The organism is Streptomyces sp. SID5910, assembly GCF_009862125.1.
Classification (GTDB): domain Bacteria; phylum Actinomycetota; class Actinomycetes; order Streptomycetales; family Streptomycetaceae; genus Streptomyces.
Window position 1 is genome coordinate 1 of sequence record NZ_WWHX01000100.1, and the last position, 3153, is coordinate 3153.

Consider the following 3153-nt stretch of genomic DNA (forward strand, 5'->3'; position numbering starts at 1 on the left):
ACGCGGCCTGTGTCCGGGCCCCGGCCGCCGCTCAGTCCGGCAGGGCCTCGCGCAGTGCCTCGTCCAGGCGGGCCGCGAGTTCCGCGTCGCTCGGCGGGTCCTCGGTGAACAGGGCGCCGAGCTGGGCCGTGAAGGTCTGTGTGAAGGCGCCGTACAGCGGGGTGCGGGGCCGGTGGACCGCCTGTTGCAGGGCCGGGAGCAGGGTGTGGCGGGCGTAGGCCGGGCGGCCCGCCGCGTCGCGGGGCATGGCGTCGGCGCTCTCGCCGGTGGGCGCCGCCGAGGGGACCGCGGCGGGCACCTCGCAGGTCACGCCGTCGTCCACGTACGCCGAGGTGCGGGTGGCCGCGAACCCGGCGTCCAGCAGGCAGCGTTCGCTCTCCTCGCCGGTGAGGAACCTGATCAGGTCGGCCGCCTTCCCGGACCGCTGGGACGCCGAGGTCACGGCGAGGTTCTGGCCGCCGAGCACGGCCCGGCCCGGCAGCGCGGTCACGCCGAGCCGGTCACCGGGGAAGGACTGGGAGAGGGCCGGATAGGCGTACGGCCACTGCCGCAGGAACGTGGTGCGCCCGGCGGCGAAGTCGCCGAGCGAGGCCGCCTCGTCGGAGTCGGCGGCGTCCGGGAGGAGGTACGACGCCTCGGTGCGGTCGCGCAGCTCGGCGATGCCCTGCGTCAGCTCCTCGACGGTGGCGTCGTAGTGGCCGTCCTCGTCGGTGAGCGTGGTGCCGGGCACCGCCGACGCGAAGGCCTCGACGGCGTTGACCGTGCGGCCCTCGTACGCGGCCAGCTGGGTCGTCCAGCCCTTCTCGTAGCCGGCGGGCTTGTGGTCGTTGAGGGTCTCGATCAGCTTCCTCAGCCGCTTCCAGTCCACGCCGCCGCCCAGGTCGGTGTCCTGGACGCCGGCCTGCCGCAGATGGTCGCGCCGGTAGTAGAGCAGGCCGACGTCGCTGTTGAACGGCACGGCGTACACCTCGCCGTCCCAGCGGGCCGTGCGCGCGACCGGGGCGATGACGTCCGCGTCGAGCAGCGACGCCGGCAGCGGGCCGATCACACGCGCCGCGGCGAACTCCGGCACCCAGGTGACGTCGAGGTTGACCACGTCGTAGGCGGCGCTGCCGGACTGGAGGGCGCCGAGCAGTTGGCTGCGCTGCTCGTCGGCGTTGCCGGGCAGCTCGACCAGCCGGGCGCGGTAGCCGGAGCCGGCCTTCTCCTGCCGGGCGTTCCAGGCGTCGATGAGCCGCTGGCGGACGCCGTTCTTGCCGGTGACGTCCCGGCCGCTGGCGACCACGATGTCGCCGGGCACGTCGGCGGACGGCGTCGCCGCGGACCCGCCGCCCGCGTCCCCGTCGCCGCCGTCACTGCCGGTGCAGGCGGTCGGCAGGAGCAGGGCCAGCGCGACCGGCAGGACCCACCGGGCCACGAGCCGTCGCGGCATCAGTCCTCCCCCGTTCCGGTGCGCGCGACCTCGTCGTGCAGGGCGGGCCCGAGGTCGTCGTCGGCGTCCAGGCAGCGGCCGCCGCTCGCCTCGGAGATCCGGGCGTCCGGCTTCCCCGGGTCGCAGGCGCCGCCGGTGAGCGAGACCATCGCGACCGGCACCCGCACCGCGCGGGCGAGGGCGAGGACGTCGTCGAGGCGGTCGCCGGTGAGCCGGGGGGCGTCCTCGTCGTCGGTGACGTAGACGATCAGGCCGGGGCGCTCGTCGTCGGCGCCGCGCCGCTCCATGTCGTCGAGGGCGGCCCGCAGCGCCCGGTACGGGTCGGCCTGGGCGTCGCGGACCTCGGCGACCCGGTCGACGGTGCGCTCGGCGTCCTTGCGGGCGTGGCGGCCGAAGGGCAGCAGGGTGTCGTACGGGTCCCCGTCCTCGCCGTACACCGCCCACACGCCGTACTCGTCCCGGGCGCCGAGCCCGCCGAGCGACTGCTTCAGCAGGCCGGGGCCGCCGCTGGGCCCCTCCCAGCGGCCGGCCATCGAGCCGGAGCTGTCGAGCAGGAACAGCACCCGGCCGGGGCCGCTCGCGCCCCGGTAGGCCTCCAGGGACGCCTCCATCGCGTCCCGGCCGGCCGACTCGGTCAGCGGGGACGGCGCCCGCAGCATCGAGCCGACGACGTCGGTGGTGTCCAGCAGGGCGCGGCTGCCGCCGGCCGCCCGGAACCCGGCCCGGGCGAACGCCTCGCGCCCCCGCTCACCGGTGAGCCAGGCGCGGAACCGGGCGGCCGCGTCGTCCCGGGCGGCCTCGTCGCGGTCGGCGCCCTGCCAGCGGACGCGGACGAAGACGGGCTCCAGGCCGGGCACGTCGCCGGGGTACTGGGCCATGCGCGGGGTGCGGCGGGCGCTGTCGCAGCCGACGCCGCTCCTCATCAGGAACTCGGGGACGAGGGCGGCGGTGCGGTCGTCCACGGTGTCGTCGTCGGGCAGCGTGCACAGCAGGTCGGCGGCGGTCGGGGAGGGCGGCCCCGGCTGGGCGACGCGGTCCTCGGCACGGCGGGGGTCGCCGGTGCCGGCGTGCAGGCCGACGGTGGCGAGCAGGCCGGTGTCGGTGAACTCCGGGTCAGGGCGGCGTACTTCGGCGTCGGCGCGCCGGGTGAGCAGGTCGTCGATCATCCGGTTGAGCGGGGGGCCGGAGCGCTCGTCCAGCGACTCGGCGGCGATGCCCTGCGGGACGGCGAGCACGACCGGGGAGTACGCGAACGCCTCGTCGTCCGGTTCCAGGACGGCCACGGCGTCGGTGTCCTGGCCCTCGGCGACGCGGGCGACGTCGGCGCGGGAGCCGGGTATCCAGACGTCCGGCTGCGGGCCGACGTCACGCTGCGGGTTGGTGTCGTCGTCGTGGGGCTCCTGCCAGGCGCCGGTCCGCTTGCGCAGGGCGGTGACCGCGTCGGCGGCGCCCGCGCTGTAGACGGTGACGCCGCTTCGCCGGCAGCCGTCGCCGGTGGTGTTCTCCTCCGACGTCAGATACGCGTCCGTGGCGGCCCGTACGGTGGTCTCCAGGTCGGGATCGGTCAGCACGCGCAGCTCCAGCGGCGGCCCGCAGGAGGCCGCCGGGTCACCGCCCGCCACGACGAGCCGGTACGCCCCGACACCGACGACGACCAGGAAGGCCAGCACCAGCGCCCCGGTCCCCACCCACCCCGCCCGCCCCGACCTCGCATCACCACC

The 3153-nt window shown here is 76.6% G+C and carries 2 protein-coding genes; both read right to left on the reverse strand.

The genetic code is table 11. The features are described from left to right. Positions 1-31 precede the first annotated feature (31 nt). A complete protein-coding gene (locus tag GTW67_RS03695; protein ID WP_161163351.1) occupies positions 32-1432 on the reverse strand; it encodes an extracellular solute-binding protein in 1401 nt (466 codons plus the stop codon). Next, positions 1432-3153: substrate-binding domain-containing protein (locus GTW67_RS03700; RefSeq protein ID WP_161163352.1), on the reverse strand; the 1722-nt coding region annotated here is incomplete at its 5' end. The genes GTW67_RS03700 and GTW67_RS03695, both read right to left, overlap by 1 nt.

What these genes read in the sequence shown, in the direction of transcription:
- GTW67_RS03695 (WP_161163351.1), bottom strand. Translation starts at nt 1,432, where the DNA reads ATGCCGCGACGGCTCGTGGCCCGGTGGGTCCTGCCGGTCGCGCTGGCC.